This window comes from Arthrobacter tumbae, assembly GCF_016907495.1.
In the GTDB taxonomy this organism is placed as follows: Bacteria; Actinomycetota; Actinomycetes; order Actinomycetales; family Micrococcaceae; genus Arthrobacter_D; species Arthrobacter_D tumbae.
On the sequence record NZ_JAFBCC010000001.1, the window covers coordinates 69,191 to 89,237 of the forward strand.

Annotated in this window: 20 protein-coding genes; 10 read left to right on the forward strand and 10 right to left on the reverse strand. The window is 64.2% G+C overall.

From position 1 onward, the window contains the following. Positions 1-6 precede the first annotated feature (6 nt). Positions 7-804, reverse strand: a complete 798-nt coding sequence (locus JOD47_RS00360; protein ID WP_307836154.1) for a GAF and ANTAR domain-containing protein — start codon at positions 802-804, stop codon at positions 7-9. Positions 805-993: 189 nt separating this feature from the next. Here JOD47_RS00360 and JOD47_RS00365 point away from each other — a divergent pair, with 189 nt between their 5' ends. Further along, on the forward strand, positions 994-1,455 hold the full coding sequence (locus JOD47_RS00365) for a MarR family winged helix-turn-helix transcriptional regulator (RefSeq protein ID WP_204530931.1): 462 nt from the start codon (positions 994-996) through the stop codon (positions 1,453-1,455). A 21-nt stretch (positions 1,456-1,476) separates the two neighbouring features. Here the strand turns inward: JOD47_RS00365 and JOD47_RS00370 are convergent, their stop codons facing one another. The 5 genes from JOD47_RS00370 to JOD47_RS00390 all read right to left on the reverse strand — a co-directional run bounded on the left by JOD47_RS00370 (position 1,477) and on the right by JOD47_RS00390 (position 6,576). Further along, entirely contained in the window at positions 1,477-2,679 is a 1,203-nt protein-coding gene (locus JOD47_RS00370) for an MFS transporter (RefSeq protein WP_204530933.1), read from the reverse strand. A 106-nt stretch (positions 2,680-2,785) separates the two neighbouring features. Further along, positions 2,786-3,760 (reverse strand): DAK2 domain-containing protein, encoded by a 975-nt coding sequence (locus JOD47_RS00375; protein ID WP_204536278.1) that lies wholly within the window; start codon positions 3,758-3,760, stop codon positions 2,786-2,788. A 22-nt stretch (positions 3,761-3,782) separates the two neighbouring features. Beyond that, positions 3,783-4,787 (reverse strand): thiamine-phosphate kinase, encoded by a 1,005-nt coding sequence (locus JOD47_RS00380; protein ID WP_204530935.1) that lies wholly within the window; start codon positions 4,785-4,787, stop codon positions 3,783-3,785. 84 nt (positions 4,788-4,871) lie between these two features. Further along, entirely contained in the window at positions 4,872-5,525 is a 654-nt protein-coding gene (locus JOD47_RS00385; RefSeq protein ID WP_204530937.1) for a DedA family protein, read from the reverse strand. After that, entirely contained in the window at positions 5,500-6,576 is a 1,077-nt protein-coding gene (locus JOD47_RS00390; protein ID WP_204530939.1) for an LCP family protein, read from the reverse strand. The genes JOD47_RS00385 and JOD47_RS00390 overlap by 26 nt, the downstream gene beginning before the upstream one ends. A gap of 85 nt (positions 6,577-6,661) precedes the next feature. Between JOD47_RS00390 and JOD47_RS00395 the strand changes: the two genes are divergently transcribed. The 9 genes from JOD47_RS00395 (at position 6,662) to JOD47_RS00435 (ending at position 16,100) form a co-directional block, all read left to right on the forward strand. Beyond that, a complete protein-coding gene (locus JOD47_RS00395) occupies positions 6,662-7,912 on the forward strand; it encodes an MFS transporter (RefSeq protein WP_204530946.1) in 1,251 nt (416 codons plus the stop codon). Between the two features lie 42 nt (positions 7,913-7,954). Next, positions 7,955-8,269 (forward strand): MmcQ/YjbR family DNA-binding protein, encoded by a 315-nt coding sequence (locus tag JOD47_RS00400; RefSeq protein ID WP_204530947.1) that lies wholly within the window; start codon positions 7,955-7,957, stop codon positions 8,267-8,269. An 80-nt stretch (positions 8,270-8,349) separates the two neighbouring features. Then, positions 8,350-9,630, forward strand: a complete 1,281-nt coding sequence (locus JOD47_RS00405) for a DUF2254 domain-containing protein (protein WP_204530948.1) — start codon at positions 8,350-8,352, stop codon at positions 9,628-9,630. A 17-nt stretch (positions 9,631-9,647) separates the two neighbouring features. Beyond that, positions 9,648-10,580 carry a PfkB family carbohydrate kinase gene (locus tag JOD47_RS00410; protein ID WP_204530949.1) on the forward strand — a complete coding sequence of 311 codons (933 nt, stop codon included), beginning with the start codon at positions 9,648-9,650 and terminating at the stop codon, positions 10,578-10,580. A gap of 43 nt (positions 10,581-10,623) precedes the next feature. Continuing rightward, positions 10,624-12,963 (forward strand): glycoside hydrolase family 65 protein, encoded by a 2,340-nt coding sequence (locus JOD47_RS00415; RefSeq protein WP_204530950.1) that lies wholly within the window; start codon positions 10,624-10,626, stop codon positions 12,961-12,963. Positions 12,964-13,014: 51 nt separating this feature from the next. Continuing rightward, on the forward strand, positions 13,015-13,512 hold the full coding sequence (locus tag JOD47_RS00420) for a DUF3515 domain-containing protein (RefSeq protein WP_204530951.1): 498 nt from the start codon (positions 13,015-13,017) through the stop codon (positions 13,510-13,512). Positions 13,513-13,660: 148 nt separating this feature from the next. Continuing rightward, positions 13,661-14,434: a hypothetical protein gene (locus tag JOD47_RS00425; protein ID WP_204530953.1), complete on the forward strand. Its 774-nt coding sequence runs from the start codon at positions 13,661-13,663 to the stop codon at positions 14,432-14,434. A 6-nt stretch (positions 14,435-14,440) separates the two neighbouring features. Next, positions 14,441-15,121 carry a class F sortase gene (locus tag JOD47_RS00430; RefSeq protein ID WP_204530955.1) on the forward strand — a complete coding sequence of 227 codons (681 nt, stop codon included), beginning with the start codon at positions 14,441-14,443 and terminating at the stop codon, positions 15,119-15,121. Positions 15,122-15,173: 52 nt separating this feature from the next. Further along, positions 15,174-16,100 carry an aldose 1-epimerase family protein gene (locus tag JOD47_RS00435; protein ID WP_204530957.1) on the forward strand — a complete coding sequence of 309 codons (927 nt, stop codon included), beginning with the start codon at positions 15,174-15,176 and terminating at the stop codon, positions 16,098-16,100. Between the two features lie 11 nt (positions 16,101-16,111). Here JOD47_RS00435 and JOD47_RS00440 read toward each other — a convergent pair whose 3' ends face one another. From JOD47_RS00440 to JOD47_RS00455, 4 genes are read right to left on the reverse strand one after another with little or no spacing between them, the layout of a single operon-like run. Then, on the reverse strand, positions 16,112-17,107 hold the full coding sequence (locus tag JOD47_RS00440) for a LacI family DNA-binding transcriptional regulator (protein ID WP_204530959.1): 996 nt from the start codon (positions 17,105-17,107) through the stop codon (positions 16,112-16,114). Positions 17,108-17,126: 19 nt separating this feature from the next. After that, positions 17,127-18,260 (reverse strand): D-alanine--D-alanine ligase family protein, encoded by a 1,134-nt coding sequence (locus tag JOD47_RS00445; RefSeq protein ID WP_372432837.1) that lies wholly within the window; start codon positions 18,258-18,260, stop codon positions 17,127-17,129. Beyond that, the gene (locus JOD47_RS00450; RefSeq protein ID WP_204530961.1) at positions 18,257-19,282 is read right to left on the reverse strand and encodes an NAD(P)H-dependent glycerol-3-phosphate dehydrogenase; all 1,026 of its coding nucleotides are present in this window, start codon (positions 19,280-19,282) and stop codon (positions 18,257-18,259) included. Before JOD47_RS00450 ends, JOD47_RS00445 begins: the two co-directional genes overlap by 4 nt. After that, on the reverse strand, positions 19,279-20,037 hold the full coding sequence (locus JOD47_RS00455) for a lysophospholipid acyltransferase family protein (RefSeq protein ID WP_204530963.1): 759 nt from the start codon (positions 20,035-20,037) through the stop codon (positions 19,279-19,281). Before JOD47_RS00455 ends, JOD47_RS00450 begins: the two co-directional genes overlap by 4 nt. Between the last annotated feature and the right edge of the window lie 10 nt (positions 20,038-20,047).

Here is a 20,047-nt window from a genome sequence, read left to right on the forward strand (position 1 = left end):
ATCCCGCTAACCGTCGAAGTGCGTCGCAGGCGCAGTACCGGAAACCCGTTGGACAATCTCCGCGGCAATCACGCGCAGCTTGACGTTGCGTGTGTTGGACGCCCGCTGCAGGATCTCGAACGCAACAGCTTGCGAACAGCGGTTTTGCGCCATGACGATCCCAACAGCCACGTCGATGTCTGTTCTGGACTCCATGGCGCGGCTGCGGTTGTCCGCTTCCTCGCTGTAGTGCGCCATCCGCAATGCCAGCTGCAACCCTTTCGACGCCTGCCGTGCATATGACTCGGCGAAGGTGACTTCCTCGTTCCTGAAGGAGCCCGGACGATAGGAATACAGGTTCATTGCGGCATGTGCTCCGGCCCCGATGGTGAACGGGGCAGAAAGGATGGAACGCAGACCGTGTCCGGAGACCACCTCTGAATACTCGGGCCACCTGTTTTCGGTAGCGAAATCGTCCACGACGATGGTGCGCTGCTCACTGGCTGCCGTGAGGCACGGGCCCTCCTTGAAGGCGTACTGCAGTTCATCCATGGACTTCGCAGTCTCCGAGTTGTAGGCCACCGTCGCTGCGCGGCGGCGGCGCAACAGGGTGATGCCGCACAGGACGTCCTCCCCGTTCCCGCTGACGCTGCGGGCTGAAAGGACGGCAAGTTCGTTGAGGAACTCCTGCATGTCCGAGGTGGACAGCACCAGATCCTGCAACTTCTCAAGAAGCGAGCGTTCTTCCTGCACAGCCGGCTTCCCGGCCTCCCAGCCGGGTGCGTCGAAGTCCTCATCAGGCTCAAAGGAGACAAGCTCGCCCACGATGCCACCCTTTCGATGGTTCAAGTGTCAACATTCATCGCATAGGATACTTCACTAAGCGCCCTTCGCATTTTCAACGGGTCTCGTACCCCGCAGCGGCTGGCGCCGCCGGTGCCGTCCACCGGGTTCAGTCACAGAGTGCAGCACTTCGCCGGTGCGATATCTCTTTCGGGGTTAGAAGGTTGAGGCATGGACACGTCGTATTGGTCAACAAGCCGCCTGCTGAGCACTGCAGCACGGCTCAATGAAAACCGTGACAATGAGCGGCTGCGCAGCATCGGCGTTACGCATTCCGGTGTGACAATCCTGAAGGTGCTGGCCTCTGCCGGATCGATGAGCCAGGTGAAGCTGGCGCAGATCGTGCGGGTTCAGGCGCAGACAGTCGGCAAAGCTTTGGAACGGCTGGAAGTACGGGCACTGGTCACGCGCCAGAAGAGTGAATCGGACCGCCGGGTAACTTTCGTCGCTCTCACTCCCGCAGGCCGCGCGATCCTTGACCAGGTGCAGCAGGGTGAGGGTGTACCGCTTGGAGGCACGGGCTACGCGGAAGAAGACCTGCGCGCCGCCCTGATCAGCGTGATCGATGCCACCCGTGACAATCTGCTCGCTTCCGGGTCCGTGCCGGAGCCGCAACTGGTCGTTTCTGCGTAGCAACACCTGAGATCCGCGTGCTCACGCGCTGCTGATCACCCGGTCCCGTCCAGTCAGCACGCCCATCAGGGCGAGCACTGCCATGATGCCGGCGGTCACTAGTAGCGGAAGCGTCCAGTCGCCGCTCAGGTCCCGAAGACCGCCGAACATCACCGGACCGGCCGCGCCGAGACCATAGCCCACGGACTGCGCCATGCCGGACAAGGCTGCTGCCTGCGGGTAGTTCACGGTCCGGAGGCTGAACAGTGACAGGGCGATGACAATAAGGTTTCCGCATCCGATCGCCCCGAGCAGCACCCACAGCAGGGTGAGGTCCGGTGCAACCGCGAGCCCGAGAAAAGTCACGAAAGCCAGCGCACCGCTGGCGAAGGACATCAGGCGCTGGTCTGTTCCGCGATGAAGGATCGCGCCGGCAGCAAGGCTGGCAAACACGCTGACCAGGAGGAACACAGACAGGTGAAGCCCCGCCGTCGTCGCCGGAACGCCGCGGCTTTGCTCGATGGTCGGTAACCAGGCCATCAAAACGTAAAAGGCAATCGACTGCAGTCCCATGAACAGGGTCACCTGCCAGCCCAACGCCGAGGACCAGGGCGACCGGTAGGTGGCCTCCGGCGTCGCGGCCCGCGCGCTATCCGACGCGTGACGGCGCAGCCATGGCAGGAGGACTGCCATGGCTATCAGGGCCAGTCCCACCCAGATTCCGAGCGCCAGTCGCCATCCCGCAGGCGATGTCTGTGCCACCGGAACGACGACGGCGGCCCCAATCGCGGCAAAAGCAGCTTGTGTTGCTGTGTAGCTACCGGTGATCTGGCTGACCCTCGTTGGAAAATCACGCTTCACGAGCGAAGGAACGAGGACGTTGAGAAACGCGATGGCGAGCCCGATGAAAGCTGTGCCCACCCAGATCAGGCCCGGCAGCGGTATGGAACGGAGCACAATGCCTGATGCGAGGATCAGCAGGGACAACCAGAGCGCACGGTCGAGCCCAAGCCGGGAAGCAAACGCGGGCGCGACGGGTGAAAACACCGCAAATGCGATGAGCGGTAGGCCGGTCAGGAAACCCGCCCCTGCACTGGACAACTGAAGGTCACTGCTGATATTCCCAAGAACCGGCCCAACGCTGACAAAAGACACCCGAAGGTTGACGGCGATGAGCAGGACGCCGATGAAGGCGAATCCGAAACGGGAAGTTCGTTCCGCCGCTTTTCGGGTGGCAGTGGGCATCGTGCGGTTTCCGTCCTTCGGTGGGAGGAGGAGCGCTGCGGCGCGCTTCCGCTTCCAGCCTAGCGCCGGGAATGAGCTAACTGCGGCGGATTGCCGCGGCCCGATGTCAGGACCCGTACCGTTCCTGCTCCGTCAAGTAGCCCGGGTCCTGCGGGACGACTGCACCAGCGCCAGCCAATTGGGTCACGGCAATGTGACTGGGCTGCCCGGCTTCCTCGATGTACCTGAGTGCCAGGGCGGCTTCGGGAACGTGAACGTGCACGCGCCAGCGATAGCCCTCCTCGACCTCCGTCACAGCGCTCATGATGACGGAATCTCCCACCTCATCGAGGTGAAGCCGTAGGATGGCGGCGTCCAGCGGGCTGAGGTTGATGGTACACATGACCTCGACCCCCTCCGCCGGCATCCCGTTGTGGATGTGGGGGGCCTGAACGTCGTATCCATGCAGACCGTCGAGCAGTTCGTCCTGCAGCTCTTCACCGAGTGAAGCCGCACGTAGCGCATCCATGATGAGCAGGAAGCCCACTCCGCCGGCATCAACCACTTTCGCCTCAGTGAGCGCTCCAAGCTGGCTCTCGGTCTGCACCACTGCCTTGAGCGCGGCTTCCACTGCTCCCTGCAGCGTCATGGCGAGGGCGTGGTTACTGTCATCCCCCTCGTTGGCCTGGTCCACGGTGGCAGCTCCGACCGCTGCCGCCTCGAGCACGGAAAGCATGGTGCCGGGAACCGGGTCGCTAAGCGCCGACCAACTGCGGATCTGGGCACGGTTCAGTGCGGTGGCCAACAACGGACCTGAGAGACGGGACGCGCCGTGGAGCGGCTCGGCGATTGCCGCCAGGAAGACTGCGAAGAGCGTGCCGGAGTTGCCACGGGCATCTTCCATGGCGGCCTGACCGGCAACCTTCAGCAGGTCACCGAGGTCATGGGTTTCAAGATCTGCCACCGCCTGCGCTGCTGCCCGAACGGTCAGGTAGAGGTTGGTGCCGGTGTCACCATCAGCTACAGGAAAGATATTGATGGCATTAAGGCGGTCGCTGTGATTGCCGAGGGAGACTTCAGCCTTGCTCAACCATCGCTTCATCGCCGTCGCGTTTGCGGTGATTTTAGTCTGCAAAGTGATCCCATCCCACGGTGGCTGGAGACTGTGACCCGACGGTCACTTCGGCAGGTCCGGCCTCTACCGAGCCTACCGCAGTGAAGCCTGCCAGCGGCATAACGTTTGGGTTAACGGTGGCCAGCAGCCCATGGTCCTCTCCCCCGCCGAGCACCCATTCCAGCGGGTCCTTTCCCAGCAATTCCGCGGCTCCGCGAAGCGGCTCACCGAGAGACCGCAGTGCTGCAGGATCCAGGTCAATGCGCACCGAGCTGGCGGTAGCGATCCTCCGGGCATCACGCACCAGGCCGTCGGAGACATCCAGCATCGAGGTTGCACCGGCCTCTGCCGCCGCTGGGCCGAACGCCAGCGGCGGACGGGGCCGGCACTGCGCACGAACGAACTCACGCAGTTCCTCTTCCAGCGCAGCGTATCCATGAGCAGATTCCAGCAGTGCCAACCCGGCTGCTGCGCGGCCTACCGTTCCGGCCAGCACGACGGCGTCGCCCGGCTGTGCGCCTGACCGCACCACCGGAGGGCGCCCGTCCAGTGAACCTGTGACCGCGGCAGTGACCGAGAGTTCAGTTCCACGCCCGAGGTCGCCTCCGACTACTGCGCAGGTGGAGGCCCCCAGCTCGTGGATCGCGGCGGTGAGTCCTTCCGCAAGGTCCTCGACCCAGGCGACGTCCGTGCTTGCGGGCAGTGTGAGACTGACAACGAGGGAGGTGGCACGGCCGCCCATCGCGTTGATGTCGCTCAGGTTCTGCGCGGCGGCTTTCCACCCGACGTCGAACCCGGTGGTTCTGTACCCGTTGGCCCACTGCAGCCGAAAATCCATGTCCTGGACCTGGGTGTCGATGGATATAAGCATCCGTCCGTCTGGAGCGGCCACGATGGCGGCGTCATCCCCCGGGCCGAGCAGCACCCCTGTGGGGTTGCCCGGTGTGCCACGGAGACGCGGCACAATACGCTCAAGCAGGGCAGACTCGCTCAGCTGGCTGACGGTGAGTGGCATGGTTCAACCGTACTTTGCGCCGGGGACATCCGACCGTCGCCTGTGGACAAGGGCGGCAGCCGCCACGGGAGGCGAGCGGCGGGACTAGCCGGCCCTGCGCCGTCGTACCCGTCGGAGGATGAGCCAGCCGATAAAGGCGCCGAGAACCACATAGATGACAATGTCAAAGTACTGGGAATACTGGTCAACGAGGTGGTACTGGGTTCCGAGGAAGTAGCCCAGCCCGATGAGCAGCACATTCCACAGCAGACTCCCTGCGACGGTGAAGAGGGTGAACGAGCCAAGCGGCATGTGTTCGGCGCCCGCGGGCAGGGAAATCAGGCTCCTGACACCCGGTATCAGCCGGCCGAAGAAGACCGCCGAGCGGCCGTGGCGGTGAAACCAGCGCGCCGCCCGCTCGAAGTCGTCGCGGTCCACCAGCGGCAGTCGGGAGAGCCCGCGCACCACCCGTTCCTCGCCCAGCTTCGCACCGAGCAGGTACAGGAGCAGAGCGCCGATGAAGCTTCCGAGGGTGGCCAGGGCGAGTACAAGAACGGCGTTCATCTCGCCCTGCTGCGACAGGAAGCCGGCAAGGGGCAGGACAACTTCGCTCGGGATGGGAGGAAAGACCGTTTCAAGGAGAACCAGAACGCCGACACCGATCTCGCCGAGGGCGCTCATGACATCGGTGATGACTCCGCTCAGGCCTGACTGCTCCGGGGTTCCGCCCGTACTAGCCCGCGTTGGTATTGACCACATACTCCCCCAGTGTTCCCTGATCGAGTGCCTCAGCGATGCGCGCTATTGCTTCCTCGTCCTTCACGACAATGGACTGGCCGTCCGGTGAGGTTCCGACTCCCAGATTCGGGAGCGTGAAGAAGACGACGTCGTCGGAGCGTATCTGCCACATGCCGAGGGCGAGGGAGCCCGCAGTCAGGGCTCCGAAATCCGCATCAACACTGAGGTAAGGCGATATCTCAGTGACGACCCTGCTGAGCTTCACGGGATTGGTGAACGTTTCTGCGCTCAACAGCTCCGACATGATGCCCTTGATGAAAAGCTGCTGGTTCTGTACCCGTTGGAAGTCACCGTCGCTGAAGGCCTTGCGTTCACGAACGAATTTCAAAGCCGATTCGCCGTCGAGCGTAACTGCACCCTGTTCGAAGAATTCCCCTTCAGTTCCTTCGGACTGGAACGCGATGGGATTGTCGACGGTCACCCCACCCAGAGCGTCGGTCAGGCCTTTGAAACCTTCGAAGTCAACGATCATTACATGATCGACCGGCGCATCGAACATGGTTTCAACGGTTTGAACCACCAGCGGCACACCGCCCAGCGCGATTGCAGCGTTGATCTTGTTCTCGCCGTACCCGGGGATCTCCGTCCAGGTATCGCGCAGGATCGACATGACGTAAACGTTCTGCCGGTCCTCCGGGAGGTGCACAAGCATCATGGTGTCCGATCGGGCATCGGTGAGTCCGTCCCCGGCCTCATCCCCGGATCCCTCGGCCCTGGCGTCGCTTCCCATCAGCAGGATGTTCATCGCACCTTCCGCGGACGCCGTGCGCTCGGGGCGTGTGGATGAATCCGGAAACGCGGGTTCGATGGTGTTGGTCCTGGTCTCGAACGCGATGGCGAGGCTGATCAGGTAGCCGGCAACAAGTGCCGCAAGGGCAATAAGGACGCCGAGCAGCACCAACACAGCTGTGCGCAGCGGGCGCTTGGTCTTCGCCTGCCGCTGCGGCGCCTCATCACTGTAGTCGTGGGTGGTCAATCCGGATGCTCCCTGGCGATAGTCGGTGAGCCCCATGGTATCGAGCTAGCCGGGGAGGTCTCCGGGGAACATCTCTCCCTTTGTCCTTGAGTTTTCCCAATCGCTGTGGAACTGTTCACGCATGGCTAGCGAATCGGTGAAGGTCAATGATCGGGTCCATACGCCGCTCGGCGCTTCCTACTGGAAGCTGTGGACCTCGTCCGGCCTTTCAAACCTCGCCGACGGCGTGTTCAAGATCGCACTGCCCCTGCTCGCTATCCAGTTCACTCAGTCGCCCACCCTGATTGCCGGGGTGTCTTTCGTCGCTACCCTTCCGTGGCTCCTGTTTGCGCTGACAGCCGGCGCCCTCGCCGACCGTATGGACCGCCGCCGGCTCATGCTCGTCGCCAATCTCACCCGGGCAGCTTTGCCGGCCATGCTCATCGCGGTGATCCTGCTCGATCTTGGCTCGATCTGGGCGCTGTATGTCATCGCACTCCTGGTGGGGGTCGCTGAAACGCTGTATGACACCTCCGCGCAGTCCATCATGCCGCAGCTGGTACACCGCGATCAGCTCTCGCGAGCCAACGGACGGCTCTACGCGGTTGAGCTGACCACCAACCAGTTCGTCGGGCCGCCATTGGGAGGACTGCTGGTAGCCGCCGGAGTGATCGGCGCCTTCGCCGTTCCCGCCGTCCTGTGGCTCGCCGCGGTGGGCGCCCTGTTCCTGGTGCGAGGAAGCTTCCGGATCGAACGGGAACAGAAGACGACGCTGCGCTACGACATCGCCGAAGGCCTGCGGTTCCTTTGGAACCAGAAAATCCTGCGCACGCTCGCTGTCATGACCGGAACCTTCAACTTCGCCTCGAGTGCGGCCTTTGCCCTCTTCGTGCTTTTTGCGGTTGGGCCGTCGTCGGCAATGCAGCTTTCCGAAGTCGGCTTCGGAGTACTTCTCACGACCTCCGCCATCGGCGCGTTCCTCGGCTCATTCATCTCGGAATGGGTGGAGCGGAAGCTGGGACGGTCGAAGTCGCTGGCGCTGACGATCTTCGGCGGATCGTTCTTCGTGGGCGCGCCCGCCCTCACGGACAACCCTTACATCCTTGGCGTCGTGTTCTTCGTGGGCGGCGTGCTGGTCATGCTCTGGAATGTCATCACCGTCTCGCTCCGGCAGCGCATCACGCCGAACCGTCTGCTCGGACGCGTCAACAGCGCCTACCGGCTTCTTGCCTGGGGCAGCATGCCGCTCGGCGCCGCAGCCGGCGGCCTCCTTGCCCAGTGGCTGGGCCTTGAAGCAATGTTCGGGATCATGGGGGTGCTGACACTTGCCCTGCTGGCCCTGATGCCGATCGTCACCGACAAGGCGATAGACGCGGCCGACGTCGAATCCTGACTTTCGCTGGCCTCGGCCAGTGCCGCGGTGCAACAGTAGGGCATGGCCACCGAAGCGGACGTCCGGAGATTGAGTCTGTCTCTGCCGGGCGTCACCGAACGCTCCAGTTGGGGCCAACCCGCGTGGTTCGCCAAAACCCTGATGGCCCGCATGTGGGAACCGGGCGTGCTCACCGTCAAGACGAACGAGCGGGAGGCTCTCGCCGGCACGGAACCGGAAGTCTACTTCTGGATGCCGCATCACGATCGCTCACCGCAACTTGTCCTGATTCGGCTTGCCGGAATCGACACAGGCGAGCTGGGCGAGTTGCTGGAGGACTCGTTCCTGCTCGCCGGCGGCAGATTAGCCCAGCGGTAGGTGCTCCTATCTGCCGGAAGTGTAAGCATGCTTAGCATCTGCTAAGGTAAAGCACCAATTCCACGGTGGAAGCGGGATGAATGCAGCGGTTCGAACTGAAGCACTGGCTCAAAACCAGGATGTGGGTCATCCCCGTCCTGTTCGTACTGGGCGGAGTGGCGTTGTCCTGGCTCTTCGTCGCGATTGACCCTGAGGGCACACTGGTGCCACAGAGCATCAGCGGCGACCCCACCGCTGCGATGCAGATTCTCTACCTGATCTCGTTCGCCATGCTCACGTTGACCGGTCTGGTGCTGTCCCTGCTCGTCCTCGTCGTGCAGCTGGCTATGGGAAGCTTTTCACCCCGCATCGTCCGGCAGATCCTGCAGGACCGGCCGTCACAGTGTGCAATCGGCCTCTTCGCCGGAACCTTCACCTTCTCCCTCCTGACCATGCGGACCATCGTTACGTCGCCCGAGGGCGGCACTGTGCCCGGCCTGGCGGTAGTGGTAAGCATCCTGCTGGTTCTCTCCTGCATCGTGACCCTGGTCTGGTACCTCAACCACATAGGACAGTCACTGCGCGTGGCGGCGCTCGTCGACTGGGTCGCCGCTGACACCATCAGCACCCTTGACAGGGTCTTTCCCGATGCAGGCCCGAAGATGGACATCGACCACCGCTTCATTCGAACGCCGCGCAGCGGTGTTCTTTTCGAGGTTGACCACGACTGCATGATCGATTTGGCGCGCACGGCCGACTGTTCCTTCGAGGTGCTGTGGTCGATCGGCGACTTCGTTCCCACGAACGCGCCCGTAATCCGCATCCACGGCCAGCCCGCAGAAGTTGAAACCGACGCGGTCGTCGGGTGTATCGCCATCGGTCCGGAGCGCACCCTGAATCAGGACGTGGCCTACGGCATCAGGATGCTGGTGGACATAGCAATCGGGGCGGTTTCCTCGGGACCTTTTGATGATCCGACAACGACGGTGCAGGCAATCGACCGGCTCCACGACGTACTCCGCCAGATTGTTCGGCGCCCGCTCCACTCGGGCGAGTACCGGGACGACGACGGCGTGCTGCGCCTTTCCGTTCCCGCCCTGAGTTGGGACGGCTTCGTGGAGCTGGCTTTCGATGAGATCCGTCGGTCCGGCGCCGCGTCGCCGCAGATAACACGCCGGCTCATGTCAGCGCTGAACGATCTCCTGAAGCTCGCGCCGGAGGACCGGCGCCCGGCGCTTGAACGTCAGCGGAAGCTCCTGCAGGAGTCGATGACTGCAGCAGTCGAACACCCGGATGACCGCCTCCGTGCGCTGATTCAGGATCCGAGCGGGATCGGTTCAGCCGGCGGTCTCTCACGCTCTCCCCGCCACCCGGAACCATGAAGGTGCGTGCTTGAAGAATGACCGCAGTGGTTGTCGTCGGCCAAGTGGCCCGGGATCTCGTGCTGACAGTTCCGAACATGCCGGACGAGGGCGGATCGGTTCCCGTACGCAGCCGCCAGGAACTTCTCGGAGGGAAGGGAGCCAATCAGGCAGTGGCGTGCCGCCAGCTGGAGGCAGCGGTGGAACTCATCGGAGTTGTCGGGGATGACCCACCCGGTCGGACGGCGGTGGGCCAGGCCGGAGCCGACGGTATCGGCGTTGACGGTGTCGTTCGCCGGGTAGGAGCGCCAACCGCTCTGCTCGTGGACATCGTCGAATCCGGTGGAGTACGGCGCCTCTTTGAGGATGTGGATGAGCGGGTACTACTCACGGCAGGCGACGTCCGCAGGAGCGAAGACGTGCTGCGAGCCGCAGATTCAGTACTCGTCCAACTGCAGCAGCCCGCCCAGGCAGTCTCGGTGGCGCTCGAAATCGCAGCAGCAGGCGGCGCGCTGGTGGCGACGGACGGCGCCCCGGCGGACAGTCGGACGCGTGAGCTGGTACTGCGCTGCGCCGCCGTCGTCCGCGCTGATTCGAAGGAAACCGAAGCGCTGATCGGATGGAAACCGCGTGATCTGGCTCAAACCATCGAAGCTGCCCAGGCGCTTGTCGAGGCAGGTCCGAGGATCGCCGCCCTCGCTGTACCAACCGGTGGCAACGTGGTTGCCTGGGCGGAAGGGCACATCGTATTGCCGCTGCTCGATGACGACCCCGTCGACCCGACAGGTGCCGGTGACGCCTTCGTTGCCGCCCTGGTCATCGGCCTCCTGCGGAAGGAGGACGCCCAAACAGCCGGCTGGATGGCAGCAGCGGCCGCGGCTCAGGTAGTCCGCACAGCCGGTGGACGGCCCCGGCTCGACCTCAGCGAGCTGTACCTCGCGGCGCGGCGGGGCGAGGCTATCGACGGGTAGAACCGCGGCGCAGGAGATCCATCAGTACGGTTAGCATGATCATGTGCCCGACCTCCCGAACAATTCCCACCCCTGGCAGATCTCGGAGTCCGCTTTCAATGGGGATGGGCTCGGCGTCACCGAAACGGTTTTTGCCTTGTCCAACGGCTACATCGGTACCCGCGGCACTCTCGACGAAGGTCATCCGGACGCGTCACCCGGAACATTCATGGCCGGAGTGTTCGAGTACCACCCGTTGTCCTATCCGGAAGACGGATACGGGCGTCCTGACAGGGGACAAGCAATCATCGGTGTTGCCGAGGGCACTCCGATTCGTCTCGAGGTCGACGGCAGACGGCTGGACATCAGCGAGACACCGCCTCATGTCCACCAACGCACATTGGATCTGCGCGCCGGTACGCTGCTTCGCACGTCGGAATGGACCACTCCCGCCGGAGACCGGGTGCGACTGCAATCCTGCCGTCTGGTATCGCTGTCCCAGCGCTCAGTCACCGCCGTCCACTACGAGGTGGAAGCCCTGGATAACGCGCTGCAGGTAGTGATTCGGTCAGAGCTGGCCGTCAACCGCACAGCGCTGCAGATCGATAATCCTGATCCCCGGGTCGGCGAGGCGCTCGACAAGCCGTTCGTCCCCTGCGCCCACCGCTCATTTGCCACTGGCGGCCTCCTGGTTCACCGCACCCGGAGTAGCGGGATTGGAGTGGCCGCGGCGGTCCGGCACGACGCGCAGATGCCCGACGGAGGTCAGGTATCAACAGCGGCAGGCGAGGACGAGGTGCTGACCACACTCGTTGTGGGCCTGCAGCCCGGTGAGAAGGTAACACTCGTCAAGTACATCTGCCACGCGAGCTCAGCCGACGGCTCAGGAGCAGACCTCGAAACGGAGGCACGTGCCGCACTGGAAAGTGCCCGCGCACGCGGGTGGAACGGGCTCTGCGCCGATCAGCGTTCAGTCCTTGACCGGTTCTGGGAGGATGCCGATGTGGAGATCGATGGCGATGCCGAACTCCAGCAGGGCATACGCTTCAATCTTTTCCAGGTCTTTCAGGCATCGGCCTTTCTTGGCAAGGCGCCCATTGGAGCGAAAGCCCTCACCGGTTCCGGTTACAGCGGACACACCTTCTGGGACATCGAGGGCTTCGTCGTTCCAATGCTGACGCTTCTGCGACCGGACAGCGCCGCGTGCCTGCTTCGATGGCGGGCATCAACCCTGGATGCCGCCCGTCAGCGTGCCGGAGTTCTGGGTCTGAAAGGGGCAGCGTTTGCCTGGCGTACTATTGATGGTCGTGAAGCCTCGGCGTACTGGCCGGCGAGCACCGCGGCCGTCCACCTCAATGCCGCAATTTCACGCGCCTTCATGCTCCACGCGAATGTTGCCGGACTTCAGCTGACCGAAACACAGGGAGTGGACGTGCTGGTTGAGACGGCTCGCATGTGGGCATCAATCGAGCACCAGGACGATGCCGGCCGCGTCCACCTTTTCGGTGTAACCGGGCCGGACGAGTACACCGGCGTCGTCGACGACAACGTGTTCACCAACCTGATGGCACAGAGCAATCTGAGGGCTGCCGCCGATGCGTGCGACACATTCCCGGAGCCTGTCCGACGTCTTTCGGTCACCCGGTCCGAAATTGCCGAGTGGCGGCGGATCGCCGACGCGATGTATGTGCCCTACGACGACGTCCGGCAAGTCCACCCCGCGAACCAGGGCTTCACGACCTACCGCGAGTGGAACTTCGACGACAACGCTGTCTACCCGATTCAGGCGCACGCTCACTACGCGAAGATTTACCGGCGCCAGGTGGTCAAGCAGGCAGACCTCGTCCTGGCATTGTGGTGGTGCGCTGACGCGTTCACCGACGAGCAGACAGCCCGGGATCTGGACTACTACGAGCAACGCACCGTCCGCGACTCATCGCTTTCTGCTGCAGTGCAGTCGGTAGTGAGCGCACGGGTCGGTCACCTGGATCTGGCACTCGCCTACCTTCGGGAATGCGCTCTCGCAGACCTCCGGAATGTCCAGGGCGACAGCCATCAGGGGGTACACCTCGCTGCACTCGCCGGAGCCTGGTTGGCGCTCGTCTGCGGTTTTGGCGGACTGCGGCTGGACGACGAGAAGTTTCGCCTTGCCCCTCGCCTCTCCTCGGGGCTTTCCCGTATAGCGTTTCGGCTGAGCTGGCATGGTTGTCGACTGGCCGTTGAAATTACGCGCTCAGGCACAACGGTTTCAATGATCGACAGTGACAACGAGGACCTTCCGGTCTGGATCGACGACGTCGCTACGACCCTGACGGCGTCCCACCCGGTTTTGGCACCGCTTCTGGTACCCCACCCGACGGCGGCTCCACCCTCCCAGCCGCCGGGCCGCGAACCGCAAACCTGAATGCATGGCGGCCTGACTGATCGTCCCGGGATCGGCGGTTATGGTGGGTACATGCCTCCGAACGTGCGCGCCTTCATGCGTGTCGCCTGCCCGAGCGCGCTCCTGATCGCTTCGCTCAGCGCCTGCTCCCCCATCGTCGACGTTGATGCCGCAGCCGACGCCGTCAATCCGTCCTGCGCGAGCGTCATGATCGCGCTGCCGGATCAGGTGGCCGGCAACGAACTGCGGGACACCAACAGCCAGGCAACTGCAGCATGGGGCGACCCGTCGCAGATCGTCCTGCGGTGCGGCGTCCAGGTCCCGGGACCCACCACCGATGCCTGCGCCTCAGTGAACGACGTCGACTGGATCATCCAGGAATCCACCGAGACGGACATCTGGACGGCCACCACGTATGGCCGCAACCCCGCGGTCGAGGTTCTCTTCGACCCGAACCAGGTCGCTTCCAGCACCGTTCTGGTTGACCTCGGCGGCGCTGTTTCGCAGGTCGAGCAGACCGAGCAGTGCCTGAGCCTGAATGACACGGTCGACCTGCCCACGGAAGGCTAGCGCCGCCGTCGTCGTTTGTGCTGCCGTATTACCGGCGTTATCAAAACGAAACCGCGAGCACCCCCATCCATTCCGGAAGTCACTCCGAAGGGCAAATATGTGGGTTCAAAAGCTGGACCTTGCATTTTCCGATGAGGAGGTAACTCTGATGAAGAAGAAACTAGCTCTGCTAGCCCCCGCCGTAGCCCTCGGGCTCACCACCATGGCCGCAGGGCCCGCGATGGCCGATCACGCGGCCGGCTCCTACTCCACGACGCTGAACCAGGTGAACAACAGTGGAGCATCCGGTACGGCATGGATCGACGTCAACGGAACTGAAGCGACCGTGACAATCGAGACCAGTGGTCTGGCTGAAACGTTCATGGACAACCCCTACCCGCATGTGCAGCACATCCACATCGGTGCGCAGGGAACCTGCCCGACCATGGCCGACGATGCCAACGGTGACGGCATTATCGACACCCCTGAGGGACAGCCTGCCTACGGGATGATCGGCACTACACTCTCGCTTGAGGGCAGCACCGGCCCTGAGGCCGGAACTGACGTGACGGTTGCTCCCTCCGGCAGCACCTACACCTACGAGCGGACGTTCGAGCTGAACCAGGAAACCCAGGACGCCCTTGCTGCCGGCACGGGCGTAGTGGTGGTTCACGGACTGGATCCGGCAAACCAGCCGGCTGCAGCAACCGAGACTATGAGCAGCCTGCCCGGCGCTGAGGAGCTGCCGCTCGCCGCAACCGCACCGGCACTGTGCGGACCGCTTGAGATGCAGCCCGCCGGCGGTGCGGACACGGGCGTGACCGCGGCCGAGCCGGTTGCTTCCGATGCGAACGGAACGGGCGTCGCTCTGCTCGGCGGCGGCCTGCTTGCCGCAGCCGGTGGTGCGTACGCGGTTCGCCGGCGCATGGTCGCCGACCGCTAAGCACTCATGAACAACAGTGCTCAGGAGCGCCGCCTCCGCCTCGCAGCGGGGGCGGCGCTCCTTTTCCTGTCCCTGACATCCTGTGGCACCACGACGGCGGCACCGCCCGAGAGCGCGCCCGTCCCGTCACCGTCGCAGTCATCCGCGGCGCCGGCACAATCATCTCCGTCCGCTGAAGCCCCGCCGTCGTCCGCTGTCGATGCTCCCCCGGACGGGCCGGGAGCAATGGATCCCTCCGCCCCGGTAAGCTTCGCGATCCCAACTCTGGATCGGCAGGCGAAAGTCATCGAGACCGGCCTGCGTGAAGACAACACGCTGGAGGTGCCACCGGAGAATGAAGGCGCCCCAGCCAGCTGGTACAACGGCTCTCCCACGCCCGGAGAGCAGGGACCGGCTGTCCTCCTCGGGCACGTGAATTCCACCGCCGACGAGAGCGGCGTGTTCTACAACCTCGAAGCCCTCAAAGCGGGAGACCGCATCACTGTGAACCGCGAGGACGGCTCAACCGCGGTCTTCGAGGTGTACAAGAGCGAGGTGTATCCCAAGAATGAGTTCCCGACCAGGGCCGTCTACTTCCCGGTAGACCAGGCGGAACTGCGGCTCATCACCTGTGATGGGTTCGCGGCGTCCTCCGGTGAATTCGAGGACAATCTGGTTGTGTACGCGAAACTGGTGGACACGGCCTGACTGCATCCGCGAAATGCGACGTCAGAGAGGCCGCGCCCTAGACTTAGGCTCGATGAAAACCACCGATTCCACTCCCCTGTCCGGTACCCAGTACACCCTGCAGCACGGCCCGTATACGGCGTCGATCGCCAGCGTCGGAGCAACCCTGCGGTACCTCCGCCATGCTGATCGGGACCTCGTGGTTCCCTATGATGCCGAGGAAATCCGTCCCTCCTTCCGCGGAGCGGTGCTGGTGCCCTGGCCCAACAGGGTGGTGGACGGCACGTATTCGTTCAACGGCAAGGCACATCAGCTTGCCCTGACAGAGCCGCAGCGTTCCCACGCCATTCACGGCTTGCTCGGCTGGGTGGACTGGACGCTCGCAGATCAATCGCCGGCTTCGGTGCGCCTGGCAGCGTCTGTCATCCCGCAGAAGGGGTATCCGTTCCGCCTTGAGGTCGAAGTGCTCTACGCCCTCGACGACGACGGCCTCACCACGACGATCACCGCCGTGAATCCCGGCCCGTCGGCAGCGCCCTACGGAGCATCGGCGCACCCTTACCTGGTAGCCGGTCAAGGGTTGGTGGATGACTGGACCCTGCGGGTGCCGGCGTCGTCGGTGCTCCAGGTGACCGAAGACCGGCTGATCCCGACGGAACTGACCGGCGTCGCGTCGTCGCACTTCGACTTCCGTGAACCGCGCCTCATCGGGGACACTTTCGTGGACCACGCCTACACGGGCATCAACTACGACGACGACGGCACCGCCACCGTTTCGGTGCATGCTGCGGACGGCCACGGAGCGGCCATCACCTTCGATCAGACCTGTGCCTGGGTGCAGATCCACACCGCGGACAAGCCGGATCCGGCGGTCTCGCGGCTCGGCTTGGCCGCTGAACCCATGACCTGCCCGCCGGACGCCTTCAACTCCGGGACGGACCTGACTGTTTTGGAGCCCGGCGACACTCATTCGGTCGGCTGGCGCATCCACGCCCTGTAGCCGCCAGCCGGCTATGGATCGAGAGAGCAGCGCCCGGTGGAGTGCCGCACGAGGAACTCCGGGCGGAACGAGACATCGGCGGGCACATCCTCGTTGACAACTGACTCGATTGCGGCGGCCACGATCGCGGTTTCGTCCCAGCCGAAGGTCGTGAGCGCAGGGCTGATAAGGGGAGCCAACTCGCTATCATCGAAGCCCAGAATCGAGACATCTCCGGGGATGTCCAGATCAAGGGATCGGGCGGCCCGGTACGCGCCGAAGGCGAGTGAATCTCCCAGGCACAGCAGCGCCGTCGGACGCGCTTTACGGGCAAGGAGGGCCGTTGCCGCTTCGGCTGCCCCGGCGACTGACGACGCCGACGACGCGACGGCAACGCTCATTCCCCTCTCCTGCCCCAGTTGCTGCACCAGGAGCTGGGCCGGGCGGCCCGGCGTCGAGGGCAAGGAGGGCGTCAGCAGGCCTAAAGACCGGTGCCCCAACTCAGCCAGGTGTCCCAGAGCGGTGCTGATCCCGTACTCATTGTCGAAGAGTACGGTGCGTGCAACCGGGCGGTGCAGAAGCGCATCTCCGATCGACACCAGCCGGATCCGCTCGGGAACGTCAGCCCAGTAGTGCGCGGACGGATCAACCGGAAGCACAATCGCGGCATCGACCCGGCGGGCAGCGAGTGCACGCAGGGCGTTCTGCTCGCGTTCAGGCGATGTGTCGACGTCGGCGATTGCCGAGAACATGCCGTGCTCGTGCAGCGCCTCTGACAGCATCACCGCAAGCCCCTGGCGCCAGAGATCCCCCAGCGACCCGATGATTGCCACGTTCCCGCTGCGCCCTCCAGCAAGGGCGCGGGCCACCGGATCCGCCGTCCAGCCCATTTCCCGCGCGATGGCCTGCACCCGGGCAACGGTCTGCTCAGATCCACGGATCCCACGCAGCGCGTAGGACGTGGCTGCCTTGGAAAGGCCCGCCGCCACGGCGATATCCCGGAGGGTGGGGCGCTTGGGCTCGTCCATGAACCGGTTCCGGCCGCGCCTAGCGCAGGCCTGTCCTGCGTTCGAGCGCCAGCCCAATGAGTTCGTCGATCAGTTCCGTATAGGTCAGCCCCGACTTCGCCCACATCTGCGGGTACATGCTGATCGGTGTGAAGCCCGGCATGGTGTTGATTTCGTTGATGATGAGCTCGCCTGCGGGTGTGTAGAAGAAATCGACGCGGGAAAGCCCTTCGGTGCCGAGGGCGTCGAAGGCGTGGCCGGCAAGCTCCCGGACCCGGTCCATCACATCGGGCGGAAGGTCTGCCGGGCAGCTCAGCTCCGCTGCCGCGCCGTCAACGTATTTTGCCTCGAAGTCATACCACTCGTGCTCGCCGGGCTGAACTGCGATCTCCCCCGGGAGGCTGGTCCGCGGCTCATCCATGCCCCTGCCCTGCAGGACAGCGACCTCGATCTCCCGGCCGACGATCCCGGCCTCGACGATGACCTTCGGGTCGAACTGCCGTGCGGTTTCCACGGCTGCCTCAAGTTCCGCCGGCGAGGCGGCCCGCGAGATGCCCATCGATGAGCCGGCGCGGGCCGGCTTGACGAATACCGGGAATCCAAGCTTTGCGGCACGATCAAGGCATGCCGACGGGTTGCGTGACCATTCCCGGTCGGTGAACACCTCATACGGACCGACCGTAAGTCCCGCGGAGGCGAACACGACCTTCATGTAGTGCTTGTCCATCCCCACAGCGGACGCCAGAACACCCGCACCGACGTAGCGGATGTCCGCCATTTCGAGCATGCCCTGCAGGGTTCCGTCCTCGCCGAAGGGGCCGTGCAGCAGCGGCAGCACGACATCCACTGCGCCGAGACTGCGTGGCATCTGTTCTGTTGCTGTTGCAACGAGTTCCTGCCCTGCGCCGCCGTCGGAGGCTGTAGCCAGCACCACCGACTCCGGTGACACCGGAACCTCGGGAAGCACCGCTGAGCGCAGGGACCACTGGGAGGGATCCGAGGAAACCAAAGACCACTGGCCGTTCTTCGCAATACCCACCGGAACGACGTCATACTTGTTCCGGTCAATCGCATCCAGCACGCCGGCGGCCGTCACGCAGCTCACGGCGTGTTCGCTCGACCGCCCGCCGAAGAGCACAAGGACGCGGGGCTTGGCAGTTGGGGTCACAGTCAGCCTTCGGATTTCAGTTCGCGGGCCAGCAGACGCGGGCCGAGGTCATGGACGGACAGGTTGCCCTGAAGTACGGCAACAACACTATCCGTTATGGGCATATAGACCTCGAGTTGGCGCGCGAGGTCAAGCACCGCCTGCGCGGACTTGATGCCCTCGGCCGTCTGGTTCATGTGCGCTGTTACTTCGTCAAGGGTGAGCCCCTGGCCCAGCAGCCTGCCGGCAGTGTGGTTGCGTGAGAGCGAGGATGAGCATGTGGCGATCAGATCACCCATGCCGGCGAGTCCGGACATTGTCTCCGGCTCCCCTCCCAGTGCAACGGCAAGCCGCGTCGTCTCGGTGAGACCGCGCGTGATGACCGAGGCCTTGGTGTTGTCCCCCATCTGCTTGCCCTCGCAGATGCCGACGGCCAGCGCGATGACGTTTTTCACGATGCCGCCGATTTCCACTCCAACCACATCCGTGTTGGTATACGGGCGGAAGTACGTGGCCGTGCAGGCCGCGGCGATCCACGTGGCCACCTCAGCGTCGGGGCACGCCACCACAGAGGCTGTCGGCTCACAGCGGGCGATCTCCATGGCCAGATTGGGGCCGGAGACCACCGCGATGCGGTCCTCGGGAAGACCGAGTTCCTGGGCGAGGACCTGGCTCATGCGCGCATCAGTGCCGACTTCCAGTCCCTTCATCAGGGAAACCACCACGGCGTCCGGTGAAATCAGCGGCTTCCAGGCCGGAAGCTGCGAGCGGAGGGATTGAGCCGGCACCGCCAGGACAACGAGCTCCACGCCGTCAAGAACGGTGGCGACGTCGGTGGAGCAGCTGATGTTGTCCGGCAGCACCGTGTCCGCAAGGTAGCGGCTGTTCCTGTGGCGGGTGTTGATTTCGTCGGCGATCTCTTCCCGGCGCGCCCACAGGCGCACGCGTGTGTCAGATCGCGCGCCGGCGTCGGCCAGCACCTTCGCGAAGGTGGTCCCCCAACTGCCGGCCCCCAGGACGGCGACGACGGCGGGAGGCCGACGGGTCACTGAGCCTCACCCGCAGGGGACCCGAAGTTTCGACCCGTCTGCTTCTGGTTTTTAGACGTCGGATCCCATCGATCCGCCGGCGGTGTCTCGCCGCGCAGTTCGGCAACGAGTTCTGTCAGCGCATCCATGATCCGGGTGGTCGCTGCATCAAGCGTGGTGCGCGTGATGGGGCCGCCGTGGAACTCGGAGAGGTCCACCGGCTTTCCCACGAGGACACGGGACTTCTTGCGTGGAAACAGGTAGAGCCGCTTTGCGTACCGCGGGAAGACCTCCTGCGCGCCCCAGTGCGCAATGGGTACAACCGGCGCACCCGTCTGGAGGGCGAGGCGCGCAGCGCCGGTGCGGCCCTTCATGGGCCACATGTCCGGGTCCCGCGTCAGCGTCCCTTCCGGGTAAATGATGATTCCGCCGCCGCCGTCGATTGCCTCCCTGGCCACATCGAGCGAGTGGTTGGCTCCCGCCGTCGTCCGTTCTACCGGCACCTGCAGTGTGGCGCGCAATGCGGCACCGAACACCGGGACCTTGAACAGCGATGCTTTCGCGAGGAAGTGTGGCAGCACCTTGTTGTTGTAGAGGAAGTGCCCGATGACGATCGGGTCGATTTCCGTGACGTGGTTGGGGCACACGATGAAGCCGGTATCGCGTGGGAGGTTCTCGGCACCTTTCCATTCCTTGGACATCATGGCATTCATGAGCGGCCGGAGAATGGTGGCGAGGACCGCGAACGTTGCGCGGGACGAAGCAGGTTCGGTCATGCTGCGTGCA

Excerpts from the sequence above, each read along its gene's own strand:
- JOD47_RS00365 (WP_204530931.1), top strand. The coding sequence starts at position 994 with ATGGACACGTCGTATTGGTCAACAAGCCGCCTGCTGAGCACTGCAGCA.
- JOD47_RS00370 (WP_204530933.1), bottom strand. The coding sequence starts at position 2,679 with ATGCCCACTGCCACCCGAAAAGCGGCGGAACGAACTTCCCGTTTCGGA.
- JOD47_RS00375 (WP_204536278.1), bottom strand. The coding sequence starts at position 3,760 with ATGAAGCGATGGTTGAGCAAGGCTGAAGTCTCCCTCGGCAATCACAGC.
- JOD47_RS00380 (WP_204530935.1), bottom strand. The coding sequence starts at position 4,787 with ATGCCACTCACCGTCAGCCAGCTGAGCGAGTCTGCCCTGCTTGAGCGT.
- JOD47_RS00385 (WP_204530937.1), bottom strand. The coding sequence starts at position 5,525 with ATGTGGTCAATACCAACGCGGGCTAGTACGGGCGGAACCCCGGAGCAG.
- JOD47_RS00390 (WP_204530939.1), bottom strand. The coding sequence starts at position 6,576 with ATGGGGCTCACCGACTATCGCCAGGGAGCATCCGGATTGACCACCCAC.
- JOD47_RS00395 (WP_204530946.1), top strand. The coding sequence starts at position 6,662 with ATGGCTAGCGAATCGGTGAAGGTCAATGATCGGGTCCATACGCCGCTC.
- JOD47_RS00400 (WP_204530947.1), top strand. The coding sequence starts at position 7,955 with ATGGCCACCGAAGCGGACGTCCGGAGATTGAGTCTGTCTCTGCCGGGC.
- JOD47_RS00405 (WP_204530948.1), top strand. The coding sequence starts at position 8,350 with ATGCAGCGGTTCGAACTGAAGCACTGGCTCAAAACCAGGATGTGGGTC.
- JOD47_RS00410 (WP_204530949.1), top strand. The coding sequence starts at position 9,648 with ATGACCGCAGTGGTTGTCGTCGGCCAAGTGGCCCGGGATCTCGTGCTG.
- JOD47_RS00420 (WP_204530951.1), top strand. The coding sequence starts at position 13,015 with ATGCCTCCGAACGTGCGCGCCTTCATGCGTGTCGCCTGCCCGAGCGCG.
- JOD47_RS00425 (WP_204530953.1), top strand. The coding sequence starts at position 13,661 with ATGAAGAAGAAACTAGCTCTGCTAGCCCCCGCCGTAGCCCTCGGGCTC.
- JOD47_RS00430 (WP_204530955.1), top strand. The coding sequence starts at position 14,441 with ATGAACAACAGTGCTCAGGAGCGCCGCCTCCGCCTCGCAGCGGGGGCG.
- JOD47_RS00435 (WP_204530957.1), top strand. The coding sequence starts at position 15,174 with ATGAAAACCACCGATTCCACTCCCCTGTCCGGTACCCAGTACACCCTG.
- JOD47_RS00440 (WP_204530959.1), bottom strand. The coding sequence starts at position 17,107 with ATGGACGAGCCCAAGCGCCCCACCCTCCGGGATATCGCCGTGGCGGCG.
- JOD47_RS00455 (WP_204530963.1), bottom strand. The coding sequence starts at position 20,037 with ATGACCGAACCTGCTTCGTCCCGCGCAACGTTCGCGGTCCTCGCCACC.